The sequence below is a fragment of the Streptomyces mobaraensis genome (assembly GCF_020099395.1).
Taxonomy (GTDB): domain Bacteria; phylum Actinomycetota; class Actinomycetes; order Streptomycetales; family Streptomycetaceae; genus Streptomyces.
Genome location: NZ_CP083590.1, coordinates 6,959,103 through 6,978,621 on the forward strand (window position 1 = coordinate 6,959,103; position 19,519 = coordinate 6,978,621).

Annotated in this window: 20 protein-coding genes and 1 riboswitch; of the genes, 13 read left to right on the top strand and 7 right to left on the bottom strand. The window is 74.7% G+C overall.

Annotated elements, in window-relative coordinates:
- The first annotated feature begins 197 nt into the window (after positions 1-197).
- The 6 genes from K7I03_RS30790 (at position 198) to K7I03_RS30815 (ending at position 5,593) form a co-directional block, all read left to right on the top strand.
- Entirely contained in the window at positions 198-1,244 is a 1,047-nt protein-coding gene (locus K7I03_RS30790) for an SDR family NAD(P)-dependent oxidoreductase (RefSeq protein WP_221902540.1), read from the top strand.
- A 200-nt stretch (positions 1,245-1,444) separates the two neighbouring features.
- Positions 1,445-2,158, top strand: coding sequence for a nucleotidyltransferase family protein (locus K7I03_RS30795; RefSeq protein ID WP_185940993.1), 714 nt, complete (start codon positions 1,445-1,447; stop codon positions 2,156-2,158).
- A gap of 9 nt (positions 2,159-2,167) precedes the next feature.
- A complete protein-coding gene (locus K7I03_RS30800; RefSeq protein ID WP_185940994.1) occupies positions 2,168-3,073 on the top strand; it encodes an NAD-dependent epimerase/dehydratase family protein in 906 nt (301 codons plus the stop codon).
- Positions 3,070-3,738 (top strand): spherulation-specific family 4 protein, encoded by a 669-nt coding sequence (locus K7I03_RS30805; RefSeq protein WP_185940995.1) that lies wholly within the window; start codon positions 3,070-3,072, stop codon positions 3,736-3,738. The genes K7I03_RS30800 and K7I03_RS30805 overlap by 4 nt, the downstream gene beginning before the upstream one ends.
- Entirely contained in the window at positions 3,708-4,781 is a 1,074-nt protein-coding gene (locus K7I03_RS30810; protein ID WP_185940996.1) for an endo alpha-1,4 polygalactosaminidase, read from the top strand. The genes K7I03_RS30805 and K7I03_RS30810 overlap by 31 nt, the downstream gene beginning before the upstream one ends.
- 180 nt (positions 4,782-4,961) lie before the next feature.
- A riboswitch (cyclic di-AMP (ydaO/yuaA leader) is annotated at positions 4,962-5,112 on the top strand.
- Between the two features lie 7 nt (positions 5,113-5,119).
- Complete coding sequence (locus K7I03_RS30815; RefSeq protein WP_185940997.1) at positions 5,120-5,593, top strand: C40 family peptidase; 474 nt, start codon at positions 5,120-5,122, stop codon at positions 5,591-5,593.
- A gap of 60 nt (positions 5,594-5,653) precedes the next feature.
- On the opposite strand, the gene K7I03_RS30820 is transcribed toward K7I03_RS30815, so the two are convergent.
- Positions 5,654-5,995: a DUF1330 domain-containing protein gene (locus tag K7I03_RS30820; protein ID WP_185940998.1), complete on the bottom strand. Its 342-nt coding sequence runs from the start codon at positions 5,993-5,995 to the stop codon at positions 5,654-5,656.
- A 152-nt stretch (positions 5,996-6,147) separates the two neighbouring features.
- On the opposite strand from K7I03_RS30820, the gene K7I03_RS30825 reads away from it, so the two are divergent.
- On the top strand, positions 6,148-6,663 hold the full coding sequence (locus tag K7I03_RS30825; RefSeq protein ID WP_185940999.1) for a GNAT family N-acetyltransferase: 516 nt from the start codon (positions 6,148-6,150) through the stop codon (positions 6,661-6,663).
- Here the strand turns inward: K7I03_RS30825 and K7I03_RS30830 are convergent.
- On the bottom strand, positions 6,645-7,049 hold the full coding sequence (locus K7I03_RS30830; protein ID WP_185941000.1) for a YchJ family protein: 405 nt from the start codon (positions 7,047-7,049) through the stop codon (positions 6,645-6,647). The genes K7I03_RS30825 and K7I03_RS30830 overlap by 19 nt on opposite strands.
- Positions 7,050-7,455: 406 nt before the next feature.
- Between K7I03_RS30830 and K7I03_RS30835 the strand changes: the two genes are divergently transcribed.
- The 4 genes from K7I03_RS30835 (at position 7,456) to K7I03_RS30850 (ending at position 11,242) form a co-directional block, all read left to right on the top strand.
- The gene (locus K7I03_RS30835) at positions 7,456-8,001 is read left to right on the top strand and encodes a hypothetical protein (RefSeq protein WP_185941001.1); all 546 of its coding nucleotides are present in this window, start codon (positions 7,456-7,458) and stop codon (positions 7,999-8,001) included.
- Positions 8,002-8,052: 51 nt separating this feature from the next.
- A complete protein-coding gene (locus K7I03_RS30840) occupies positions 8,053-8,712 on the top strand; it encodes a pentapeptide repeat-containing protein (RefSeq protein ID WP_185941002.1) in 660 nt (219 codons plus the stop codon).
- A gap of 94 nt (positions 8,713-8,806) precedes the next feature.
- Complete coding sequence (locus K7I03_RS30845; RefSeq protein ID WP_185941003.1) at positions 8,807-9,862, top strand: TolB-like translocation protein; 1,056 nt, start codon at positions 8,807-8,809, stop codon at positions 9,860-9,862.
- A 489-nt stretch (positions 9,863-10,351) separates the two neighbouring features.
- A complete protein-coding gene (locus tag K7I03_RS30850) occupies positions 10,352-11,242 on the top strand; it encodes a helix-turn-helix domain-containing protein (protein ID WP_185941004.1) in 891 nt (296 codons plus the stop codon).
- Here the strand turns inward: K7I03_RS30850 and K7I03_RS30855 are convergent.
- Positions 11,216-13,366: a type 1 glutamine amidotransferase family protein gene (locus tag K7I03_RS30855; protein ID WP_224347296.1), complete on the bottom strand. Its 2,151-nt coding sequence runs from the start codon at positions 13,364-13,366 to the stop codon at positions 11,216-11,218. The two genes, K7I03_RS30850 and K7I03_RS30855, sit on opposite strands and share 27 nt — an antisense overlap.
- 434 nt (positions 13,367-13,800) lie before the next feature.
- On the opposite strand from K7I03_RS30855, the gene K7I03_RS30860 reads away from it, so the two are divergent.
- Positions 13,801-14,658: a DUF5995 family protein gene (locus tag K7I03_RS30860; RefSeq protein WP_185941005.1), complete on the top strand. Its 858-nt coding sequence runs from the start codon at positions 13,801-13,803 to the stop codon at positions 14,656-14,658.
- A 63-nt stretch (positions 14,659-14,721) separates the two neighbouring features.
- Here K7I03_RS30860 and K7I03_RS30865 read toward each other — a convergent pair whose 3' ends face one another.
- Positions 14,722-15,255, bottom strand: coding sequence for a hypothetical protein (locus K7I03_RS30865; protein ID WP_185941006.1), 534 nt, complete (start codon positions 15,253-15,255; stop codon positions 14,722-14,724).
- A 292-nt stretch (positions 15,256-15,547) separates the two neighbouring features.
- Here K7I03_RS30865 and K7I03_RS30870 point away from each other — a divergent pair, with 292 nt between their 5' ends.
- Positions 15,548-16,417 carry an arylamine N-acetyltransferase family protein gene (locus K7I03_RS30870; RefSeq protein ID WP_185941007.1) on the top strand — a complete coding sequence of 290 codons (870 nt, stop codon included), beginning with the start codon at positions 15,548-15,550 and terminating at the stop codon, positions 16,415-16,417.
- A gap of 4 nt (positions 16,418-16,421) precedes the next feature.
- Here the strand turns inward: K7I03_RS30870 and K7I03_RS30875 are convergent, their stop codons facing one another.
- From K7I03_RS30875 to K7I03_RS30885, 3 genes are all read right to left on the bottom strand, one after another.
- The gene (locus K7I03_RS30875) at positions 16,422-17,201 is read right to left on the bottom strand and encodes an alpha/beta fold hydrolase (RefSeq protein WP_185941008.1); all 780 of its coding nucleotides are present in this window, start codon (positions 17,199-17,201) and stop codon (positions 16,422-16,424) included.
- A gap of 55 nt (positions 17,202-17,256) precedes the next feature.
- Positions 17,257-18,471: a carboxylate-amine ligase gene (locus tag K7I03_RS30880; RefSeq protein WP_185941009.1), complete on the bottom strand. Its 1,215-nt coding sequence runs from the start codon at positions 18,469-18,471 to the stop codon at positions 17,257-17,259.
- 265 nt (positions 18,472-18,736) lie between these two features.
- The gene (locus tag K7I03_RS30885; RefSeq protein ID WP_185941010.1) at positions 18,737-19,330 is read right to left on the bottom strand and encodes a universal stress protein; all 594 of its coding nucleotides are present in this window, start codon (positions 19,328-19,330) and stop codon (positions 18,737-18,739) included.
- Between the last annotated feature and the right edge of the window lie 189 nt (positions 19,331-19,519).

Sequence of the window (19,519 nt, forward strand, 5' to 3'; positions counted from 1 at the left end):
ACACCGCGCCGCCGCTCACCGCACCGCGGTACGCACCCGCACAGACCGCTCACCCGTCACCGCACCACCGGAAGGCCGGGCGGCCGGCCCCCACCGCCGTACGGCACCACACGGGAGCCGCCCCCGGCCGCTCCGCACCCGCGTGCGGCGGCACACCGTCCACCGAACACCGTCCACCCACCAGAGGAGCACTCCGCATGACCCCGCAGTCCCCGTCCCCCACCGCATCCACAACCGCCTCCGCGACCGCGACCGGTCGCGTCGCCGTGACCGGCGCCGAAGGCTTCATCGGCTCGCACCTCGTCGAGGCGCTCGTCGCCGACGGCCACCGGGTGCGGGCGATGGTGCAGTACAACTCCTTCTCGTCCTACGGCTGGCTGGAGGTCCTGCCCGCCGACGTGCTCGACTCCGTCGAGATCGTCCTCGGCGACGTCCGCGACCCCGGTTCCGTCCAGGACCTGGTCAAGGGCGCGGACACCGTCTACCACCTGGCCGCGCTGATCGCGATCCCTTACTCGTACCGCGCCCCGCACAGCTACGTGGAGACGAACGTCACCGGCACCCTCAACGTGCTGGAGGCCGTCCGCCACCTGGGGATCGGCCGCCTGGTCCACACCTCCACCAGCGAGACCTACGGCACCGCGCAGACCGTGCCGATCACCGAGGACCACCCGATCAACACCCAGTCCCCGTACGCCGCTTCGAAGGCGGGCGGCGACCGGCTCGCCGACAGCTACCACGCCAGCTTCGAGCTGCCCGTCGTCACCCTGCGGCCCTTCAACACCTTCGGTCCGCGCCAGTCCATGCGCGCCGTCATCCCCACGGTGATCGGGCAGGTCGCCGCGGGGGAGCGGACCATCACCCTGGGCGACCTGCGGCCCACCCGGGACTTCAGCTTCGTCAAGGACACCGTGGCCGCCTTCCGCGCCGTCGGCACCGCGCCCGCCGAGCGCGTCGTCGGCCGTACCTTCAACTCAGGTACCGGGCAGGAGATATCGGTCGGCGACCTGGTCGGCCTGATCGGCAAGATCATGGGCACCGACCTCGACGTCCGCGAGGACACCGCCCGCGTCCGGCCCGCCGCCTCCGAGGTCATGCGCCTCGTCTGCGACGCCTCCCGGCTGCGGGCCGCCACCGGCTGGGCGCCCGCGCACAGCCTGGAGGACGGCCTCGCCGCCACCGTGGAGTTCTTCCGCGACCCGGCCAACCTGGCCCGCTACAAGACCGGCATCTACAACGTGTGACCGCACAACGTGTGACCGCACAACGTGTGACGGCACCACGCACGACGGCACCACTCACGACGGCACCACGTACGACCGCACCAGACACGACCGCACACCGTGCGACCGCTTCCCCCGGTCCACGCCCGCGAGTCCGATCCGTTCGAACCGTTCGGTCCGTCCCCGTACGCCAGTCACCTCACCAGAGAGGAACGGCACCCATGCACGCAGTGATCCTGGCCGGAGGCAAGGGCATCCGGCTGCGCCCCTACACCACCGCCCTGCCCAAGCCCCTCGTCCCCATCGGCGACCAGCACGCGATCCTGGAGATCGTGATGCGGCAGCTGGCCGGCGCCGGCTTCACCAGCTGCACCCTGGCCATCGGCCACCTCGGGCACATCATCCGCGCCTACGTCGGCGACGGCTCGCAGTGGGGGCTGCGCGTCGACTACACCACCGAGGAGAGCCCGCTGGGCACCATGGGCCCGCTGCTCACCATGGCGGACCGGCTGCCCGAGCACTTCCTGGTGATGAACGGTGACGTCCTCACCGACCTCGACTTCGCCGATGTCCTGCGCGACCACCGCGCCTCCGGCGCCCCGCTCACCATCGCCACCTACGCCCGCAAGGTCAGCATCGACTTCGGCGTGCTGACCACCGAGTCCGGCCGCGTCACCGGCTTCTCCGAGAAGCCCAGCATCGACTACCGCGTCTCGATGGGCGTCTACGGCGTCACCCGCGACGCCCTGGCCCGCTACACGCCCGGCCTGCCGCTCGGCTTCGACGAGCTGGTCCTCGACCTGCTCGCCGCCGGGACGCCGCCGAACGCCTACGAGTTCGACGGCTACTGGCTGGACATAGGGCGCCCCGACGACTACGACCGGGCCAACGCGGAGTTCTCCCACCGCCGCGACCTGCTGATCAAAGGAGCGTGAACGACCCGCATGCGGATCCTCGTCCTGGGCGCGACCGGCTTCCTCGGCCGGCACGCCGCCGAGCGGCTGCGCGCCCTCCCCGGCGCGCGGGTGCTCGACGGCGGCCGGTCGCCGGGCGCCGCCCTCCCCTGCGACCTGGCCGGCGCCGACCCCGCCGACCTGGCCGTCGCCCTGCGCGGCGCGGCCCCCGACGCCGTCGTCAACTGCGCCGGGGTCACCGGCGGCGGCGCCACCGCCCTGACCGCCGTCAACGCGCGCGGCCCGGCGGTGCTGTGCGAGGCGCTGCGGCTGGCCGCGCCCGCCGCCCGGCTGGTGCACCTCGGGTCGGCCGCCGAGTACGGAGCGGGGGACGGCGCCCGTTCGCTCACCGAGTCCGCCCCCACCGCCCCGCTGGGCCTCTACGGCGCCGCCAAGCTGGCGGGCACCCTGGCGGTCACCGGGTCGGGGCTGGACGCGCTCGTGCTGCGGGTGTTCAACCCGCTGGGCCCCGGCTCACCGCCCACGTCGCTGCCCGGCCGGCTCGCCGAGGGGATCCGGGAGGCCGGCCCCGACGGGGTCGTCCGCACCGGAGACCTCTCCGCGCACCGCGACTTCGTCGACGCCCGCGACGTGGCCCGCGCGGTCGTGCTCGCCGTCACCGCCCCCGAGCCGGTCACCGGCGTGCTCAACATCGGCAGCGGGACGGCGCACACGGCCCGGGAGGTCGCCGAGGGGCTGGCGCGGGCCGCCGGCTTCCGGGGGCGCGTCGACGAGGGCGGCGACGGCTCGCCGCGCTCGGCGGCGCTGCCCTGGCAGCAGGCCGACGTCACGGCCGCCGAACGGGCCCTCGGCTGGCGGCCGGAGTACGCGTTCGACACCACCCTCGCCGACCTGTGGGCCGACGCCCGGCTCCGGCCGGCGCGGGCGCCGCGGTGACGGCGCCGCCCGGGGACCGGCGGCTGCTCGTGCCGCTGTACGTCCACCCGGCGGTGGATCCCGGCGCGTGGGCGGCCCTGCTGCGGGCCGCCCCCGCGCTGCGCGGCGTGGTGCTCAACGCCGCCGACGGCCCGGGGCGCCGGCCCGACCCGGCCTTCCGCACCGCCGCCGGCCGGCTCCGGGACGCGGGGGTCCCGGTGCTGGGGTACGTGGACACGGGCTACGGGCGCCGGCCGCCGCGCGCGGTGCTGGCGGACGTCCGCAGGCACCGCGGCTGGTACGGCGTCGACGGGGTGTTCCTCGACCAGGTGCCCACGGCCCCCGCGTTCCTCGCCCGCTACCGCCGACTCGCCGTCCGCGCGCGGGCGTTGGGGGGCCGTACGGTCGTGTTCAACCACGGGACGCATCCGGACCCCGGGTACGCGCGGATCGCCGATCTGCTCGTGACCTTCGAGGGCGACTGGGAGGCGTACCGGACGGCCGGGGTCCCGGACTGGACCAGATCCCATCTCCCCTCGCGCTTCTGCCACTTGGTCTACGGTGTGCCCCAGGAGCGGGCCGGTCATGTGTCCCGCACGGCCGGGCTGCGCGGCGCGGGAGTGCACTGCGCGGTGCCGGGAACAGGAGAGAACCCATGGCAGACCGCACCACCGCCGAGCGCCTGACATCCGTACGCCTGAAAGCGGAGTGCCCGGAACCGGGCGGTCCTCGTCGCCGGGCCCGCCGGGCCCTGGGCGCCGGGGCGTTGACGGCCGCGGCCCTGCTCGTCGCCGCCGGCTGCTCGGGGTCGGGCTCGGAGGACGAGGACCAGGCGGACGGTCCCGAGCGGGACGGCAAGCCCAGCGTGTCGGCGCAACCCCGGCCGGGGCATCGGGACTCGGCGCCCGGGAAACCCCGGCGCGGCACGAGCCCGGCGCCGTCCCGGGACGCCGCGTCCGCCGACCCGTCCACACCGGAATCGGCCTCCCCGTCGTCCTCGTCGTCCGGGAAGCCCGCCGACCGGGCGGCGCGCTGGCGGCCGCGCCCCGGCACCCGCTGGCAGTGGCAGCTCGACGGGAAGGTCGACACCTCGGTTGACGTCCCCGTCTACGACATCGACGGCTTCGAGAACGACGCGGCGACCGTGGAACGGCTGCACGCCGACGGCCGCAAGGTCGTCTGCTACATCAACGTGGGCGCGTACGAGGACTGGCGGCCCGACGCGAAGAAGTTCCCGGAGGCGGTGCTCGGCGCGGACAACGACGGCTGGAAGGGCGAGAAGTGGCTGGACATCCGGCGGCTGGACGTCCTCGAACCCATCATGGCGGAACGTTTCGACATGTGCCGGAAGAAGGGCTTCGACGCCGTCGAGCCGGACCTGACCGAGGGGTTCCGGAACGAGACGGGCTTCCCCCTCACCGCGGCCCACCAATTGGCGTTCAACCGCCTGATCGCGCGGCTCGCCCATGACCGCGGCATGTCCGTCGGCCTCAAGAACGACCTCGACCAGATCCCGGACCTCGTCGGCGACTTCGACTTCGCGGTGAACGAACAGTGCGCCGAGTTCGGCGAATGCGACAAACTGTCGCCCTTCGTGAAGCGCGGCAAGGCGGTGTTCCACGTCGAATACAAGCTGGATCCGGGGGAGTTCTGCGGCCGGACCAAGGATCTGGGGCTCAGTTCCATGCAGAAGAAACTCGGTCTCAATTCCTGGCGTCGTCCCTGCTGAGAGGGGGTCAAGCCGCCGGAATGAAACCTTCCGGCCGGCGTGAAGAACCTCACAGACGGCCGTTTCGACACCGGATTTCGCGGGTGGATGGTGCAGGATCATGCACCGAACAACCAAGAACCCGTCACAGAGGCGGGCCACCCGGGCGGACGCCGAGTCCTGCCGCCGCTCCGGGTGCGGACCGGATACACGCGGATCGGCAGGAGCGGGAGACCCAGGCACGACGGACCACGATGGCGGTGGTCCTAGGGGTGAAGCCACATGGTGGCCGGGCAACTTTGTCAGCCCGAACCCGACAGGTCATCTTTCGCAGGCGGATGACGAAGGGCTTACTCGGCATGTCTGCGCTGCCTCGCATACCCGCGCTCATCTCCCGGGCCGGAACCGCATCGGCCCTCACCGCCGCCACCGTCGCGGCGTCCGTCCTGCTCCCCGGCATGACCGGGGAAGCCCAGGCGGCCACCCCGGGCTCCAAGGCCGTCAAGGTCGCGGCGTCCAAGAGCGGCTCCCCGTACCAGTGGGGCGCCACCGGCCCCAACCGCTTCGACTGCTCGGGCCTGACGCTCTACTCGTTCAAGAAGGCCGGCAAGAAGCTCCCCCGCGTCGCCGCCGACCAGTACAACGCCACGCGGCACATCTCGCGCGGCTCCCGCTCCGTCGGCGACCTGGTGTTCTTCCACTCCGGCAGCAACGTCTACCACGTGGGCATCTACGCGGGTGGAAACAAGATCTGGCACGCTCCCGGCACCGGCAAGAAGGTCCGCCTGGAGAAGATCTGGTCCAACAGCGTCTGGTACGGCCGCGTCCGCTGACGCCTCACACCTGATGCCCCAACGGGCCGGCGCTTCATCGGCGGCGCCGGCCCGCCACCTTCAGGCCAGAGCCGCCCGGAGGGTCTCCGCCTTCTCCGACGGGTGGTAACCGGAACGCACCCCCGCCGCGAGGACGACGTCCCCCACGGCGTGCGGCGTACGCAGCGGAATCAGCTCCTGGTACGCGGGCGACTCGTACCACTCCCGCGCCCGCTCCAGGTCGGGGAACTCGATCAGCACCAAACTCCCCTCCCAAACCCCCTCCCGCACCTCCAGCTCCCCACCGTGCACCACGAACCGGCCCCCGTAGGGGTCCAGCGTCCCCTGGATCCGCTCGACGTACTCCACGACGTCCCGGTGCGGGGCAGTGCTGTGGAAGTGACCGAGTGCGTAGGCGGGCATCGTCGTCTCCTGACCGTGTGAGTCCGGTGATTCGGTGTGCCCCCACTCTGCCCGCGGACGGCACGGGCCCGCGATGACCCGGCAGGTCATTGCGGTTGCGGGCCCGGCAAATCCGATGCGGATCCGCGCCGGCGGGTGATAGCCATCGGAACATGGACGATCTTGTGACGACCCGGCTCATCCTGCACCGCCTCACCGTCGCCGAGGCGGAGAACATCGCCGCCGAGGACCCGGAGCGGCCACCGCACTGGGTGCCCGGGTATCCGGAGGACGACGACGTGCAGGCCGCGCGGCGGTTCCTGACGGCGGAGCGGGAGGGGCCCGGGCGGCACCCCGGGGCCTACGAGATACGGCGCCGGGAGGACGGGCGCGTGGTCGGCGGGCTGGACTTCCACGGGCCGGCGGACGAGGACGGAGCCGTGACCGTCGGCTACGGGCTGCTGCCCGCCGAGCGCGGCAAGGGGTACGCCTCCGAGGCCCTGCGCGCGGCCCTGGAATCGGCGCGGGCCCGCGGCATCCGCCGGGTGAAGGGCGACGCCGACCACGACAACGTCCCCTCCCACCGCGTCATGACGGCCGCCGGCATGCGGATGGCCGGCGAGGACGAGCGGGTGAAGTACTACGAGACCGACTGGGAGCCGGAGCCTCTTCAGACGGCGTCCACGTAGACCCAGGCGCCGTCCTCCCGGACGAAGCGGCTCAGCTCATGCTGCGCGTCCTCCCGCCCCCGCACCACACAGTGGGCGCGGAACTCCACCGTGCCCTCCTGGTGGAACGCGGTACCGGCCGAGGTCGCCAGGATCTCCAGACCCGTCCAGCGGACCTTCGGGTCGAGGTCGAGGGACGGCGGGCGGGTGCCGGAGTACCAGGTGCGGAGGAGGTACGCGGCGTCGCCCACGGCGAAGGCGCTGTAGCGGGAGCGCATGAGGCGTTCCGCGGTGGGGGCTTGCTTCGCGCCTTCGTGGAAGGCGCCGCAGCAGTCGCCGTAGGCGGCGTCGAGGCCGCAGGGGCAGGGGGTGGTGGGGGTGATGGTGTTTCGGGGCACGTGATGCATTGTGCCCCGGCGGGGAGGGTGCCCCGGTCCCGCCCTTTCACCGTTTCTTCCAGGGCTTCGCCCCGGACCCCGGCATCGCGGCTTCGCCGCGAGGTCCTCAAACGCCGGACGGGCTGGCTTTCAGCCCGTCCGGCGTTTGAGGACAACCGCGCGGAGCGCGGTTTCGGGGGTGCGGGGGCCGGCCCCCGCAAGAAACGGGAAGGGGCGGGACCGGGGCACCCTCCCGGCCGAACGCCCCGCCGGCCCCGGCAAGAACGGCCGACCGCGGCAAGGGCCCAGGTCAGAGCGGGTGCGGGCCGCAACGGAAGCGCCCCGCCCCGCCCCGGCGAGCGGTTGCGGCCCCCGACGCCGCGGCACACCGTGGGCCTCGTCCCCCTGAGGGACGTTCCTGGAGGGAGTTTCCCGCATGCGCATCAGCAGAACGACCACCACCGCCCTAGCGGCCTGCTGCTCGCTGGTCCTGGCCGTCGCCGGACCGGCCCTCGCGGCGGACCCGGCGCCGGAGCGCCCGGCGGCGGAGTCGGTGCCCGCGTCGGACACCGTCGACCGGCTGACCACGGTCGGAAGCCTGGGCGACATCCTCTCGCTGGGTGCCCGGATCGGCAAGGAGGCCCAGGCGGCCAAGCCGGACCTCACCAAGCTGCGGGAGATGCAGCGGCAGCTCACGGAGCAGGCCGCGCGGCTGCGCGCCTCCGTCAAGGCGCACGTCCCGCAGCCCCAGCCCGGACAGCCCGGACAGACGGGCACCGCCCAGCGGGACGTGGTCGCGGACGTGCAGAAGGTGGTGGACCAGCTCGTCAAGGACCTCAACCAGCTCCTCATGGACCTGGCCGCGGCCAACATCCTCGGCGTCGCGGCCGACGTGAGCAAGCTCCTGGCCGACCTCCAGCAGCTCCTCGGCGTCGTACTGAACGCACTCGGCGCCCCCGCCGCCGCGGCCCCCGCGTCCTAGACGGCCGACGAGCATGCGGGCCGCCCGGCCGCACCGCGTAGGCCGCGGCGCATGCGCATCCCCGCCTCCCGAGAACTGACCGAACTGCCTTACGCCCACCGCCTGGAGCCCTTCACGGGCCCGATGGAACGGGGCGGCAGTTACGAGAGCGTCCACTTCGACGGTTCCGTCTTCGAGGAGGCCCAGGGCGGCAGCTCCCTGTTCAGCGAGGCGGCGTTCTCCTCGGCGGTCTTCGAGCGCGGCGGCTTCCGGCGCTCCCGGTTCGACGACGTGTGGCTGCACGCCACCCGCATGGTCGGCACCAACCTCGCGGACACCACGTGGCTGGACGCCGAGTTCACCGCCGGTGTCCTGGCCGGCACCGAGATCCACGGCGCCGAGCTGCGCCGCGTCGTCTTCCACCAGTGCAAGCTCGACTCCGTCAACCTGCGCGCGGCCACCCTGCGCGAGGTGGTGTTCGTCGACTGCCTGCTGCGGGACGTGGACTTCGGCGGGGCGACGCTGACCGACGTCCGCTTCCCCGGCTCCACCCTGGACCGCGCCCGCTTCGAACGGGCCCGGCTGGCCCAGGTGGACCTGCGCGACGCCGCCGCCCTGGGCATCACCGCCGGGCTGGGCGACCTGGGCGGCGCGACGATCAGCACACCTCAGCTCTTCGATCTGGCTCCCGCCCTGGCCCAGCACATCGGACTCAGCGTGGAAGACGACTGATCCGGCCACCCCCGGCACACCCGGAGAAAGCGGCGAACCCGGGCAACCCGCCTTCCGGCGGACCCTGGGCGCCGGCCTGCGTTACCGTCACCCGGTGCGCAGACGACCGCTCGCCGCCGCCCTGTTCGCCGCCGCCGTCCTGCTGACGGCCTGCGAGTCGGGCTCCGACTCCGGGTCCGACGACCGTGAGAACCCCCGTTCCCCACGGTCCGCCGGTCCACGCGAGGAGACCCGCCGCGACGGCGCCGAGCTCCTCCACCGCCCCGGCGGCCGGGCCAGCGCCCAGAACCCCGCCTTCTCGCCGGACGGTTCGTCCCTCCTCTTCACGGTCTTCCGCGACGGCTACAACGCCGGCGCCGCCGCCCTGCGCACCCTCCCCCTCGGCGGCGCCCGGCGGCGGACGGCCCCCCGGACGCTGCTGGACGAGTCCGACCGGGCCGCCGTCAACCTGCCGGGGACCAGCTGGAACCCGTCCGCCGGCGTCACCTTCGCCTCCGACCGCGCGGGCCGCGACGAGGTATGGGTGCTACGGCCCGGCGGCCGCCCCGAGCGGGTGACGGAGCACGACGGCGACACCGGCTACCTGGAGCCCAGCTTCTCCCCGGACGGCCGCTGGATCGCCTTTCAGGAGAGCCGGGAGGGCCAGGAGAGCACCGAGCGCGAGGACGGTTCCGGCGGTGACGGCTCCCTCTGGAAGGTCCGGCGCGACGGCACCGGACGCACCCGGCTCCTCGACGGACCGGGCACGCACACGGACAACCGGCAGCCCAACTGGTCGCCCGCCGGCGACCGGCTGGTCTTCCAGCGCCGCCGGCAGGGCAGCGACGAGTGGCGCCTGTACGTCATGGACGCGGACGGTGGCGGGCTCCGCGAGCTGCCCGTCCAGGGGGACGGCGAGCACACCGACCCCAGCTGGTCGCCCGACGGGAAGTGGGTGGTGTTCTCCTCCACCGCCGGCGGCCTGGAGCTGCCGCAGATCTTCGCCGTGCCGGTGACGGGCGGCCGCCCGGTGCGGGTCACCCGCCACGACTCCTCGTACGACGGCGCCCCGAGCTGGTCGCCGGACGGGAAGTGGATCGCGTTCGAGTCCCATCAGGGCGGCGAGGACCGGCCGTCCGCCCTGTGGCGCGTCCCCGCGCCGCGCGGCTGAGCCGCGACACGGCCTGGTGGGGCGGGCCCGGCCCGCCATCCCGTGCGCCGGCGCCCGCCGCCGCCGGCACGAGCGCGTGATCCACGGATCCTGAACGCGGGGAGACGACGGGACACTTCGACTCCTCCTTGAGGGAGAGGGACCGGCCGGTGCCGGGCCGCGGGGCCGTTCCGGCGTACGGCGGACGCCGCGCCGAGGCCGGGCGCGGTGCCGCCGGTACGCCGGACCCGCGGCCCGGCACCGGACGAGCGGGGAGCACGGGACGTACCGGCGAGGCGGGACGGCCCGGCAAAGCGGTACGTCCTGGCAAAGCGGTACGTACAGGTGCAGCGGGACGTACGGGGAAAGCGGAACCAGCATCCCCCGCCGGGGCGCCGCGAGGGAGGGCAGGACTCGCCCTGGCAGCGGGGTTGGCAGCGCGTCCGGGGCCCGGGAAAGTGGCCGGTTGCCGCCTCTCCCGCGACCCCGCCGGGTGCGCAGAATGCGGGAGTGGACGCCAAGATCGCCCTCCGGGACTTCCTCGTCTCCCGCCGCACCCGGCTGCACCCCGGTGACGTGGGCCTGCCCGCGCACGGCCCGCGCCGGGTGCCCGGCCTGCGGCGCGAGGAGGTGGCCGCGCTCGCCGCGGTGAGCGTCGACCACTACATCCGGCTGGAGCGCGGCAACGCGTCCCTGGTCTCCGACGCCGTCCTGCACGCCGTCGCCGACGCGCTGCGGCTCAGCCCCGGCGAGCGCCGGTACCTGCGCGACCTGGCGCGGCCGGAGCGCCACGACCCGGCGCCCGCCGGGCCGGCCCCCGGGCAGGACCCCGACCCGCGGGCCGCGCCCCGGGTACGGGCGAGCGTCCGCCGGCTGCTCGACACCCTGGACGGCAGCCCCGCCTACCTCGTCGGCCGCGACGGCGCCGTCCTCGCCTGGAACCGGCTGGCGACCCGGGTGTTCGTCGACTTCGGCGAGTACCCCGTGGAACGGCGGACCATCGGCTGGATCGTCTTCACCGACCCGCGGACCCGGACGCTCTACCTCGACTGGGAGTCGAAGGCCCACGAGACGGTGGCCTATCTGCGCACGGTGACCGGCCGCTGGCCCCACGACCGGGAACTCGCCCGGCACGTCGCCGAACTCCGCGCGGCCAGCCCGGACTTCGACCGGATCTGGACCGAGCTGCCGGTCCTCGACATCACCCACGCCACCTGCCGGCTCCGCGGCCCGGTGGCCGGGACGACGCTGGAGCTCTCCTGGGAGACCTTCCAGCTCACCGACAACACGGAGGAGATCATGGTGGCGTACACCGCGGCGGAGGGCTCGCCCACCGCCGCGGTGCTGCGTGAACTGGCCCGGGCGGACCGCCCGTCAGGCCATGGTGACGGTCAGCAGTGAGTACTGCGCCACCGTGAGCGCGACCGTGGCCGTCGCCCCGGACGTCGTCCAGGTCACCGGCTGCGGCGCGGGCGAGGCCGCGTCCGGGGAGCTCACCGCGGCGGCCGTCACCCGCTTGCCCTCCGGCACGGCGACGGTCACGGAGCAGGCGGCCGGCTTGACGGCGAAGGCGGCCGGTTTGTCGTCGAAGCAGGTGAAGTTGACGAGCTGGACCACGGTGTCGTCGCCGAGCCTGCTCAGCTCCAGGTGGACGCGCCGGTCGCCGCTGTAGGTGACCGCCGGCGGGGCGGCCGCGAGCACCGGCGCCAGGAGCGGCCCGGGGTCGGCCTGCCCGGTGGCGGACAGGAACGCCCGGCCGGGCAGGTCCTTGACGTAGTGGCAGGTCCCGGCGCCGAAACGGTTCTGCCGAGTGGCCGGGAGCGGGTCCCGCTTCCGGAACCCCAGCACGTCGGCGAGCGCGAACTCGTCCCGTGCCGCGCCCAGTTCGGTGAGCGCGGTCGGCGCCGGACCAGTGATCACCGCCGTGCCGCCGGCCGCCACCCAGCCGCGCAGCACCTCCGCCTCCGCGTCCGAGACGGCCTGCAGGTTGGGCAGCATCAGCACCTTGAAGCGGGCCAGGTCCGCCGCCGTCACCCCCTGGCTCGGCACGGTGTCGAACGGCACGTGCCCGTACACCAGGGCCTTGACCGTGCCCCGGAACTCGCCGAGCCACGGCATCGTGGCGCAGCTGTCCTCCGGGGTGCCCTCGCTCCACCACTCCTTGACCCCGGACGGCTTCTTGGCGTTGACGTACATGCCGGTGCCGACCGAGGGGCTGACGTAGTCCCGGGACGCGGTGGAGTGGTAGACGCCCACCTCGGCGGCCGGGACGGCGTCGTAGAGCCGCTGCTGGTGCGCCGCCACGAACCCGTACATCCGGGTGCGCATCCTCGCGTCGGTGGTGGCGTTCTTGAACGGGCTCTTCACCTCGTACGGGTTGCAGCCGGCCGCCAGCAGCTCGGCCATCACCAGCGAGGCGTCGTCGGCCTTCCACCCGTACGAGAACGCCCAGGCCGGCTTGGCGCCGCTGGCGGCGCGGGCGTACTTGTACATGGAGATCAGACAGGTCCAGTCGGACGCGGTGGCGTGCCGCATGCCGTCGTAGTTGCCGAGGATGTCCACCTCCCAGGCGTGGCTGACGCCCTCGGCCTGCCGCAGGTACGCGCCGTCCAGGCCGATGGAGGTGGCGTACTGGTAGTCCATGCTCACCGTCTCGACGAAGGTGACCAGGTCCTTGTTGGCCGACTTGCCCGCGGCGGCGATGTCGAGCTGCCACTGGAGCAGGTTGCGGTGGCGCCACTCGACGAACCGGCGGAACGTGGTGTCCCCGAAGTCCGCCTTCTTCGGCAGCGGCAGCCCGGTGTCCGCCTTGAAGGCCGCCGCCGCCCAGGGCGAGGCGTCGCACCAGCTCGCCTTGCCGTCGAAGTAGATGGGCACGTCCGGCCAGATCGCGTCGAGGCCCGAGCCGGCCAGGGCCTTGACCCGGGTCAGGTAGTAGTCGCGCCAGGGCGAGTTGGGGCTGAGCCAGCAGCTCTCGTCGCCCGGGTCCACCCAGACGACGAGGCTGCCGTAGAAGACGTTCGGCTGCCCGTCGAGGGAGAGCTGCACCCAGTCCTTGCCCTTGTCGTCCTTGTAGAACGAGCGGCCCTTCTCGCCGCCGACGCTGATCAGCTCCAGCGACGGGTAGTACATGACCACCCGGATCCCCGCGGCGTGGGCCTGCTCGGTGAACCGGCCGACCTGCTTGACGTGGAAGTCGAAGTCGGCCTGGGTCAGCCAGTTCGACAGGATGGTGTCCAGCTCGATCACGCTGACGTTCTGCGCCTTGAGGGCGTTGATCACGGGCTTCATGTCGCGGACGGGATCGGCGTCCTCGTCGAAGGTGCCGTCCGCGACCCGCGCGTACCGCGCCCACTCCGGGAACACCCCCTGGCGTACGGCCGGCGCGGCCCACGGCGCGGAGTCCACTCTCATCGGCGCGCCCGGCGCGGTCGCCGCCGACGCCGTCCCCGGCAGCGCGTGCGCCGCCGCCCAGGCCGCGCCCCCGGCACCCAGCCCCGCACGCAACAGTCCTCTACGGCTCATGCCCCGCATGCGATGCACGTTCCCCCCTGGTGTCTCAGGAATGGTCGGTCGATCGGTCCGACGATGCGCACCGGTCCGACGATGCGCACCAGCCCGACGTGCGACAGGGCCGCGGGCGCCGGATGACGCCGCAGGCCCGTCGGCCGGTTCGGATGGTCAGGCAGTGCCCAGAGATTCTGTCGGGAAAGCGGCCGGGAGGAAGGCCCTTGCGAGACGCCGGACGCCGGGAGGGGAGGTTTTCGGACGCGCGGCGGCGACGGGCGGGACGCCCGGGTACGCGGCGGTACGCGGGGGGAAGTCCGGAGCCGCGCCGTCGGCGGCCCCCGACCGCCCCCGGGCGCCGGGACGTCCGTCTTCGTGCCGCAACGCCCGCCCCGCGCCGTCGTTGACACGGTGTGACGTCGACGGCGTTCGTGGAACGGGGAGTGGTCGCGGTGACCGGATCCGGAACGGCGCGGCGGGCGGCCGTCCTCGCCGCCTCGCTGCCGCTCCTGCTCGGCCCGTCGGCCGCGGACCCCGCCGGGGCGGCCCCGGCCGGCGCCGTACCGCGCGCCCTCCACTGCGCCGGGCCGCCCGCCGGCTGCGTGGACGAGGCGACCGGCGTGCTCCGCCGCCTCCGCGACGGCCTCGGCTGCGACCACCGGGCGCCCTTCGCCGCCGTCTACACACGGCTGGAGGAGTCGCTGGGGGCGGCCGTGCGCGCGGGCGCGTTCGAGGAACCGGCCTGGGCGGGCGGCAGCCTCAACACCGGCTTCGTCAACCGCTACCTGGCCGCCTACCACGCCGACCGGGCCGGCCGCCCGGTCCCGGCCGCCTGGCGCGCCGCCTTCGACGCCGCCCGCGCGGGCGACCTCAACGGCGGCCAGGACGTGCTGCTCGCCGCCAACGCCCATATCCAGCGCGACATGCCGTACGTCCTCGCCGCGCTCGGCCCGAGCGACGCGCGCGAACCGGACTACGAGCGCGTCCAGGCCGTCCTCGACCGCGCCTACCAGCCCGCCGTCGAGGACGTCGCCCGGCGCTACGACCCCCTCCTCGCCCTCGGCGACGCCCGCTGGAACCCGGTCGCCCGGCCCACCGCGCACGAGCTGTTCCACCTGTGGCGCGCGACCGCCTGGGAACACGCCCGCCGGCTGGCGGCCGCCGGGAGCCCCGCGGCCCGGCGGCGGGCCGAGGACGCGATCGAGTCGAACGCCACGCGCTGGGCGGTGCTGCTGGGCGTCCCCGGCGTCCCGGGGTACCGGGCGGGGCGCGACGCCTACTGCCGGACGCACGGGGGCGGGGGACGGTAGCGGCAGGCCGTCAGCCGCGGGAGAGGGTGCGGCCGGGCAGCGGCAGCGGGCCGGGGGCTCTGTTCACCGGTGTCCGTTTCCGTGCCCGTCTCCGTCCCCGGCCCGTTCCGCGTCCGCCGCGCGGACGAGGGTGTCCGCCACCCCGGCCGGCAGGTCCAGATGGGCGCTCAGCCAGGCCGCGTCGCGACCGTGCCGGGCGAGGACCCACGCCGCGTAGAGCCGGTTCTCGGCCGTCGGGTCCGACGGCGGGAGGGCGGGGCGCAGGGCGGCGAGCGGGCAGCTCCGGCGGGTGCCGGCGTCGAACAGGGCGTCGTCCGGCAGCGGGGACCGGCGGCCGCGGCCCACGCGGTGGCCCACCCGGCGGCCGTGGCACAGCACGCCGGCCGTCACGGCGACCGCGGCGAGGGCGGCGCCCAGGGCGACCGTGGCCAGCGGCCAGTCGGCCACCGGCGTCAGCCGGAGGGCCAGCGCCTCCAGCACCACCAGGGCCGCCACGAAGAGCGCGGCCGTACCGTCGCGGAGGTGCGGGCGCGGGGCGTCCGGGGCGTGCCGTACGGCCCTGCCGGTGCCGACGACCGGTGTCCTGATCCGGGTCATGGGCTCTCCTCCGTTCCTTCCCCTGACGCCCACGCTAGGCGGCGGCCCGCCCGCCGGGCCCCGGCCGGCCGGGGGAGGGCGCGGGGGACCCGGCCGTCCCCCGGCCGGAGGCCGGTCCTAAGTCCCGGGTCCATCCGCCCGGGGCCGGGGCTTCCGTCCCTTCCCCGCCAGGCGGCGGATGGTTCCGCGGCCCGGGACGCGTAGGGTCTGACCGGGTCGTTGAAGAGACGACTACTGCTCGGCCTCCGAGCACGTACGACAGCGGACCCCCACGGTCCGGAAGGGTGGAGTCATGACCTCGCCGCGCAGCGGTCAGCCGAGGACCGGCCAGGAATGGCACGGCGACCTGCTGGACCTGGACGCCTATCTGGAGCGGATCGGGTACGCGGGCGAGCGCCGGCCCACCCGGGAGGCGCTGCGGGCGCTGCACCGGGCGCACGTCACGTCGATCCCGTTCGAGAACTTCGACGTGATCCTCGGGGTCCCGGTCCGGCTGGACGTGGAGTCGGTCCAGGAGAAGCTGGTGCGGCGGCGCCGCGGCGGTTACTGCTTCGAGCACGTCGTCCTGTTCGCCGCCGCGCTCGAAAGACTCGGCTTCCGCTTCACCGGTCTGCTGGGCCGGGTCACGCTCGGCGCGGACAAGCTGCTCCCCGCCACCCACGCCCTGCTGGCCGTCGAGGCCGAGGACGACGGGCGGACGTGGCTCTGCGACGTCGGCTTCGGGTCCGGCCCCCTGGAGCCGATCGAGCTGGCCGACGGCGTGGAGGCGGACTTCGAGGGCCGGCGGTTCCGGGTGGAACGGCGCCCGGGGGAACGGGGGATCGACGACTGGTGGCTGCACGAGCACCGCTCCGACGGCTGGCTCGACCGCCACACCTTCACCCTGGCTCCGCACCACACCATCGACTACGTCGTCGGCAACCACTACGTCTCCACCCACCCCCGCTCCCCGTTCGTCCGGCGCCCCTTCGCCCAGCGGTTCGCCGCCGACCGGCTGATCGTGCTCGACGCCGCCGCCGTGACCACCGTCCGCACGGACGGCTCCCGCACCGAGCGCAAGGTGGAGGCCGACGAGTTCGGGGCGTGCCTCGCCGAGGAGTTCGGCATCACCCTGCCCGCGGAGGACGCCGCGCGCCTCGCCGCCCGGCTCGACACGGCCTGACCCCTCAGGGCCCCGCGGTCAGGAAGTCGAGCACCAGCGGGCTCGCCTCCGCCCGGAACTCCTCGAAGTAGGCGTGGCGGCCGCCTCGGACGAGGTGCGTCCGGGCACCCGGGATGCGGCCGGCGAGGAGGTGCGCGTTCTCGGTGGGGTTGAAGAGGTCGTCGGTGCCGTGGACGACGAGGGTGGGCGCGGTGACGCGCGGCAAGGCGTCCCAGGCGTCGTGCCGCGCGCTTGCCAGGCGGTGCCGCCGCCGCGCGTGGCCCGGCATGGCCGGGTCCCCGAGCACGGCGTACGGGCCGGGGTGCGCGGCCCGCCAGCCGGGGGTGTACATCAGGTCCAGCAGCGTCCGTTCGGCCGCCGCCGGGTCCGGATCGGCCAGGGCCGTACGGACCGCCTCGCCGGCCACCACGCCCCGGACGCCGGGGGACGTACAGCCCAGCACCAGCCGGCGCACCCGGTGCGGGTGCCGGACCGCCATCCACTGCGCGACCCGGCCGCCCATCGACGTCCCGTAGACGTCCGCCCGTCCGATGCCCAGGTCGTCGAGGACGGCCACGGCGTCGTCGGCGAACTCCTCGGTGCTGTAGGGGCGTTCGGGCTTGTCGCTGTCGCCGGTGCCCCGGTGGTCGAGGGTGATGGTGCTGCGGGCCGGGTGGAAGTCGGCGCGGACGGTGTCCCACCAGTGGTGGGAGTTGGCCTGCCCGGCGAGCAGGACGAGGGGGGCTCCGGAGCCCCGCACCTGGTAGGCGATCCGGGTTCCGTCGGCGGCGATGGCGTGCGGCATGGGGACAGTCGATCATGCGCGGGCGGCGGCTCCGCGCCGGGGTGGGGACAGGGCCTTACCGGCCGCCCGGAAGCGGATCCTCCGGCCCTGGGCCGGACGCGTCCGCGATCAGGTGGTCCACGACGTCGGTGAGACTGCGGCGGACCCGGTACGCCGCGCGCTGCCGGTCCGCGCCGTTGCCGTGGGCGCGCAGCCGCGCCCAGCCGGCGCGGATCGCCGCCATGTCGTCGCGGCGCAGCACGTCGGGGCGGAGGCCGGCCAGGAAGCGCTCCACGAGCGCGGTCGCGGGGACGAGCCGTCCGGCCTCCACGTCGACGCCCGCACCGGAGAATCCGTCGCGCGCCGCACGCCAGTACGCGGCGCGGAGGAGTTCGTCCGACGGCCGGAGCGGGGGCTTCCCGGCCTCGATGTCGGCCAGGGCCGTGGCGGCCGCCGCCCTGACGAGCGCCGCCAGCAGGACGGTGTCCGCGGCGGAGGACGCGGCGTCGGCGGCCCTGATCTCCAGCGTCGGCACGTGGTGCGAGGGCCTGATGTCCCAGTACAGGCCGGAGCGGTCCATGACCGCCCCGGTCGCGGCGAGCTCCGCGACGAGATCCTCGAAGTGGGCGAGGGAGGCGAGGTACGGCGGCGGGCCGGCGGCCGGCCAGCGGGCCCACGTCATCGTGCGCCAGCCCGCGTAACCGGTGTCGCGCCCCTGCCAGAAGGGGGAGTTGGCCGCCAGCGCGATCAGGACGGGCAGCCGGGCACGGAGGTGGTTGGAGACGCGGAGGGCGAGGTCCGGGTCGGGGATGCCGAGGTGCACATGGCAGGCGCAGACGCTCTGTTCGTCGTCCAGGGCGCCGAACTCCGCGACGCTCCGCGCGTAACGCGCCCCGTCGCTGAACGCCGTCGGCCCCGGCTGCGCGACCACGGGCGTACCGCTGGAGACGACGGCCAGCCCGTGGCGCGCGGCCGCCCGGGCCACCGTGCGGCGCAGCGACCGGATCTCGTCGGCGAATCCGGCGAGGTCGCGGTGCGGTTCCGTGCGCACCTCGACCTGGTAACGCGTGAGTTCGCGGGTGACCCGCCCGCCGAGCTCCGCGGCGGCCTCGGCCACCACCTTCTCCGCGTCCGGCCGCAGCCGCCGGGAGACCGGGTCGACGAGCAGGTACTCCTCCTCGGCCCCCAGGGTCAGGGACCCGGGGCCCCGGTCGGCGCGCGGCGCGCCCTCGGCGGAACCCGGCGCGCGGTGCTCTTCCGGACGTGCCGCCCACCACCCTCTACTGGTCATGTAGTCATGATGTCACCCTTGGTGAGGGCGGGTTCCAGGAGTGAGCCAAGGTCGAACAGGCGTCGGCGCCGGTTGTCGGCGGTGGCCTCCCGGGTGCCGTGGGTGCCGGGCGGCGCCATCGGTGCCGTGGCGCCGCCGGAACACGGCCGGTTCTGGGTCGTTCCGCTTCGCGTCGGGACGTCGGGACGTCGGGACGTCGGGACGTCGGGACGTCGGGGTGACGGGTGCACGGGCGGGTGGGACGCCGGAAGGACCGGCACCCCGCTCAGCGTTCCGCCGCCACCGGGACCGGGCCCGCCGGCGCCTCGCCCGGCCCGCCGGCCGGTGCGTCCATGTACGGCCTGCCGTTCGGGACCGGCGCCGCGCGGTGGTCCGCCGGGGACGGGTGGACGACGAGGACCGGGCAGCGGGCGTGCCGGAGGCAGTGCCGGCTCACCGAGCCGTGCAGGGCGCGGTGGAGCGGGCCGTGCTCGCCGGTGCCGACCACGAGGAGGGCGCCGGGGTCGCGGGCGAGGGCCACGAGCGCGGGCCCGGGGGCGGCGCGTACGGCGCGCGGGCGCAGGACCGTACCCGGCGGGGCCGGGCCGAACGCCGCCTCGCAGGTCTCCCGCACCACGGTCGCCGCCGCGCGCTCCCAGTGCGCGCACACGTCGGACGGGGCGGGGCTGACCGCGTCGGCCGCCTCGCCGCCGGGCGGCGCCCACGCGTACACCGGGCAGAGGACCGCGCCGTGCCGGGCCGCCTCCCGGGCGCCCTGCCGGAGGGCCGCCACGCTGCCCGCGGAACCGTCCACTCCGACGACGACGCGCTCGATCGCCGTCGTTCCCGTCTCCGTCTCCTTCTCCGCCTCCGTGGCCATGCCGCTCACTCCTTCCGCTCGTCCGTCGCTTCCCCTCCAGGCTGCGGGACGCCTCGCCCGCCCGGGGTCCGTCGGGCGGGCGGCGGGGCGGGGGAGCCGGGGGTCCCCCGATCGGCGGCCGGTCCGGTAGGGCCCGGGGCCGGCCGGCTGGAGCGGCCGACGGGCGGCGCCCCGCTTATCGTGGACGAA

Coding starts and splice junctions, on each gene's coding strand:
- K7I03_RS30825 (WP_185940999.1), top strand. CDS start 6,148: ATGGACGATCTTGTGACGACCCGGCTCATCCTGCACCGCCTCACCGTC.
- K7I03_RS30795 (WP_185940993.1), top strand. CDS start 1,445: ATGCACGCAGTGATCCTGGCCGGAGGCAAGGGCATCCGGCTGCGCCCC.
- K7I03_RS30830 (WP_185941000.1), bottom strand. CDS start 7,049: ATGCATCACGTGCCCCGAAACACCATCACCCCCACCACCCCCTGCCCC.
- K7I03_RS30875 (WP_185941008.1), bottom strand. CDS start 17,201: ATGCCGCACGCCATCGCCGCCGACGGAACCCGGATCGCCTACCAGGTG.
- K7I03_RS30880 (WP_185941009.1), bottom strand. CDS start 18,471: ATGACCAGTAGAGGGTGGTGGGCGGCACGTCCGGAAGAGCACCGCGCG.
- K7I03_RS30790 (WP_221902540.1), top strand. CDS start 198: ATGACCCCGCAGTCCCCGTCCCCCACCGCATCCACAACCGCCTCCGCG.
- K7I03_RS30810 (WP_185940996.1), top strand. CDS start 3,708: ATGGCAGACCGCACCACCGCCGAGCGCCTGACATCCGTACGCCTGAAA.
- K7I03_RS30855 (WP_224347296.1), bottom strand. CDS start 13,366: ATGAGCCGTAGAGGACTGTTGCGTGCGGGGCTGGGTGCCGGGGGCGCG.
- K7I03_RS30840 (WP_185941002.1), top strand. CDS start 8,053: ATGCGCATCCCCGCCTCCCGAGAACTGACCGAACTGCCTTACGCCCAC.
- K7I03_RS30865 (WP_185941006.1), bottom strand. CDS start 15,255: ATGACCCGGATCAGGACACCGGTCGTCGGCACCGGCAGGGCCGTACGG.
- K7I03_RS30870 (WP_185941007.1), top strand. CDS start 15,548: ATGACCTCGCCGCGCAGCGGTCAGCCGAGGACCGGCCAGGAATGGCAC.
- K7I03_RS30820 (WP_185940998.1), bottom strand. CDS start 5,995: ATGCCCGCCTACGCACTCGGTCACTTCCACAGCACTGCCCCGCACCGG.
- K7I03_RS30885 (WP_185941010.1), bottom strand. CDS start 19,330: ATGGCCACGGAGGCGGAGAAGGAGACGGAGACGGGAACGACGGCGATC.
- K7I03_RS30800 (WP_185940994.1), top strand. CDS start 2,168: ATGCGGATCCTCGTCCTGGGCGCGACCGGCTTCCTCGGCCGGCACGCC.
- K7I03_RS30815 (WP_185940997.1), top strand. CDS start 5,120: ATGTCTGCGCTGCCTCGCATACCCGCGCTCATCTCCCGGGCCGGAACC.
- K7I03_RS30835 (WP_185941001.1), top strand. CDS start 7,456: ATGCGCATCAGCAGAACGACCACCACCGCCCTAGCGGCCTGCTGCTCG.